At 53.4% G+C, this 3,407-nt stretch carries 2 rRNA genes; both read right to left on the bottom strand.

Going from position 1 to position 3,407, the window contains the following annotated elements:
* Positions 1-127 precede the first annotated feature (127 nt).
* Positions 128-242: ribosomal RNA gene (rrf, locus tag FEV53_RS19300) — 5S ribosomal RNA — on the bottom strand.
* An 81-nt stretch (positions 243-323) separates the two neighbouring features.
* Positions 324-3,161, bottom strand: a 23S ribosomal RNA gene (locus FEV53_RS19295).
* Positions 3,162-3,407 lie beyond the last annotated feature (246 nt).

Genomic DNA, 3,407 nt, shown 5'->3' with positions numbered 1-3,407 from the left:
ATCGTATATAGAGAGATTGTTTCGTGTTTCAGCGTTCATGACCCTGTACTCCACACTGTTTGCATGAGTTATTTTATTTTTGGGTCGTTTTTTTTGTATCGTTTTGAGGGATTTGGGTATTTTCTAGGATTGGCGGTGACCTACTCTCCCGCGTCTTAAGACGGAGTACCATTGGCGCAGCGGCACTTAACTTCCGAGTTCGGTATGGGGTCGGGTGTTTTGCTCGCGCTATGACCACCAATCCGAGGAAATACCCATCATCAGTTTTCTATCCGAGTCTTGTACCTGTGTGTGTATGCTTCTGAGCTTGTCTACTACTGGATCAGATCAAGCCTATCGGACGATTAGTACCGGTCAACTGAACGCATTACTGCGCTTACATCTCCGGCCTATTGACGTGGTGGTCTACCACGGTCCTCAGGGATACCTTGTTTTGAGGGGGGCTTCCCGCTTAGATGCCTTCAGCGGTTATCCTTTCCGATCATAGCTACCCTGCACTGCGGCTGGCGCCACAACAGGTCCACCAGTGGATCGTTCACCCCGGTCCTCTCGTACTAGGGGCAACTCCTCTCAAGTATCCTACACCCACGGCAGATAGGGACCGAACTGTCTCACGACGTTCTAAACCCAGCTCACGTACCTCTTTAAACGGCGAACAGCCGTACCCTTGGGACCTGCTCCAGCCCCAGGATGAGATGAGCCGACATCGAGGTGCCAAACGGTGCCGTCGATATGGACTCTTGGGCACCATCAGCCTGTTATCCCCGGCGTACCTTTTATCCGTTGAGCGATGGCCCTTCCACTCGGGACCACCGGATCACTATGGCCGTCTTTCGACTCTGCTCGACTTGTCAGTCTTGCAGTCAGGCTGGCTTCTGCCATTGCACTCAACGAGCGATTTCCGACCGCTCTGAGCCAACCTTCGCGCGCCTCCGTTACTGTTTGGGAGGCGACCGCCCCAGTCAAACTACCCGCCACACAGGGTCCCGGATCCGGGTAACGGATCGCGGTTAGACATCAAGCGAAGCAAGGGTGGTATCTCAAGGGTGGCTCCACCTGGACTGGCGTCCTGGTTTCGAAGCCTACCACCTATCCTGCACATGCTTGGCCTGATGCCAGTGTGAAGCTGTAGTAAAGGTGCACGGGGTCTTTCCGTCTAACCGCGGGAAGCCTGCATCTTGACAGGCAATTCAATTTCGCTGAGTCGATGTTGGAGACAGCGGGGAAGTCGTTACGCCATTCGTGCAGGTCGGAACTTACCCGACAAGGAATTTCGCTACCTTAGGACCGTTATAGTTACGGCCGCCGTTTACCGGGGCTTCAATTCAAGGCTTGCACCTCTCCTTTTAACCTTCCGGCACCGGGCAGGCGTCAGACCCTATACGTCGTCTTGCGACTTCGCAGAGCCCTGTGTTTTTAGTAAACAGTCGCCACCCCCTGGTTTGTGCCCCCAGCCACTAGTTGCCTGGTAACTGGGCCTCCTTCTCGCGAACTTACGGAGGTATTTTGCCGAGTTCCTTCAACATCGTTCTCTCAAGCGCCTTGGTATTCTCTACCAGTCCACCTGTGTCGGTTTCGGGTACGATCTTATGGAGGGCTATTTCCAGGGACCGCTGAGCTGCCAGTTCAATCCGATAAGGACTGACAACCTTTGCGATCCGTCACCATCTCCTGGCCCAGGAATATTAACCTGGTTCCCATCGACTACGCCTTTCGGCCTCGCCTTAGGGGTCGGCTTACCCTGCTCAGATTAGCTTTAAGCAGGAACCCTTGGACTTTCGGCGACAGGGTCTCTCACCCTGTTTGTCGCTACTCATGTCATCATTCTCGCTAGTGATCTCTCCACGGGATCGCTCACGCGCCCGCTTCATCGAAAGCTCCTCTCCTCCAATGCGACCGAGGTCGCTAAGGAGGAATGGAACTATGTCACACTACGCTCCGCTACCACTGCATATGCAGTCCCTAGCTTCGGCTCATGGCTTGAGCCCCGTTACATCTTCGCCGCAAGACAACTTATTTAGACCAGTGAGCTGTTACGCTATCTTTAAAGGATGGCTGCTTCTAAGCCAACCTCCTGGTTGTTTTGGTCGTCTCACATGCTTTCCCACTTAGCCATGAATTAGGGGCCTTAGCTGAGGGTCAGGGTTGTTTCCCTCTCCACGACGGACGTTAGCACCCGCCGTGTGTCTGCCAGATAGTACTCTTCGGTATTCGGAGTTTGCTTAGGATCAGTAAGGCTGTGGGCCCCCATTACCCATGCAGTGCTCTACCCCCGAAGGTATTCGTCTGACGCTCTACCTAAATAGATTTCGCGGAGAACCAGCTATCTCCGAGTTTGATTGGCCTTTCACCCCTAGGCACAACTCATCCCGACCTTTTTCAACAGGTGTGGGTTCGGACCTCCAATACGTGTTACCGTATCTTCATCCTGGTCATGCCTAGATCACTCGGTTTCGGGTCTGATCCCACGAACTCAATCGCCCTATTAAGACTCGCTTTCGCTGCGCCTACACCTAACGGCTTAAGCTTGCTCGTGAGACCAAGTCGATGACCCATTATACAAAAGGTACGCCGTCAGCTCGCAAGGAGCCTCCGACTGTTTGTAGGCGTTCGGTTTCAGGGACTGTTTCACTCCCCTTGTCGGGGTGCTTTTCACCTTTCCCTCACGGTACTGGTTCGCTATCGGTCAGCAAGGAGTACTTAGCCTTCGAGGGTGGTCCCCCGATGTTCAGACAGGATTTCACGTGTCCCGCCCTACTTAATACGTCCAATCATGCTTCCTGTACGGGGCTGTCACCCACTTTGGCCGACCTTCCCAGGTCGTTCCAGTCACATTCATGGCTCGGCTGGTCCCCGTTCGCTCGCCGCTACTAGGGGAGTATCTGTTGATTTCCTTTCCTCCGGGTACTTAGATGTTTCAGTTCCCCGGGTTTGCTCTTAAAACCCTATGTATTCAGGTCTTAAGTACCTGATTATGCGTCCTGATAACCACTCCGTCCGAAGACGAAGCAATAACAGGAAACAGTCAGGTGGGTTGCCCCATTCGGAGATTCGCGGGTCAAAGCCTATTCTCGGCTCACCGCGACTTATCGCAGAGTATCACGTCCTTCATCGCCTCTTGCTGCCAAGGCATCCACCAAACGCCCTTCTCGCGCTTGATCTGATCCAGAAGAAGACAAGCTTCTTCCTGAGCACCGGCCTTTTGATCCGGTGCCTTGAGATCAGAAGCATACTTTCCCTGCAGCACCGTCTGGTTCAGCCGGCGCCGCGTATGTTTTGCAATCCGTAGATTGCTTTGGGTTAGTGTACTTGACTTGGATAGTATCATGCCTTGTGGCGATCCGAAGATCCCCACCGATCAGAACCCACTCGTCCCGATCAGCATGAATACTGATGTGTTATCTCTC

It is taken from the genome of Palleronia caenipelagi, from assembly GCF_007004065.1.
Lineage (GTDB): Bacteria > Pseudomonadota > Alphaproteobacteria > Rhodobacterales > Rhodobacteraceae > Palleronia > Palleronia caenipelagi.
The sequence above is the reverse complement of the archived record's forward strand: the minus strand, read 5'-3'. Positions and strand labels throughout refer to the sequence as shown.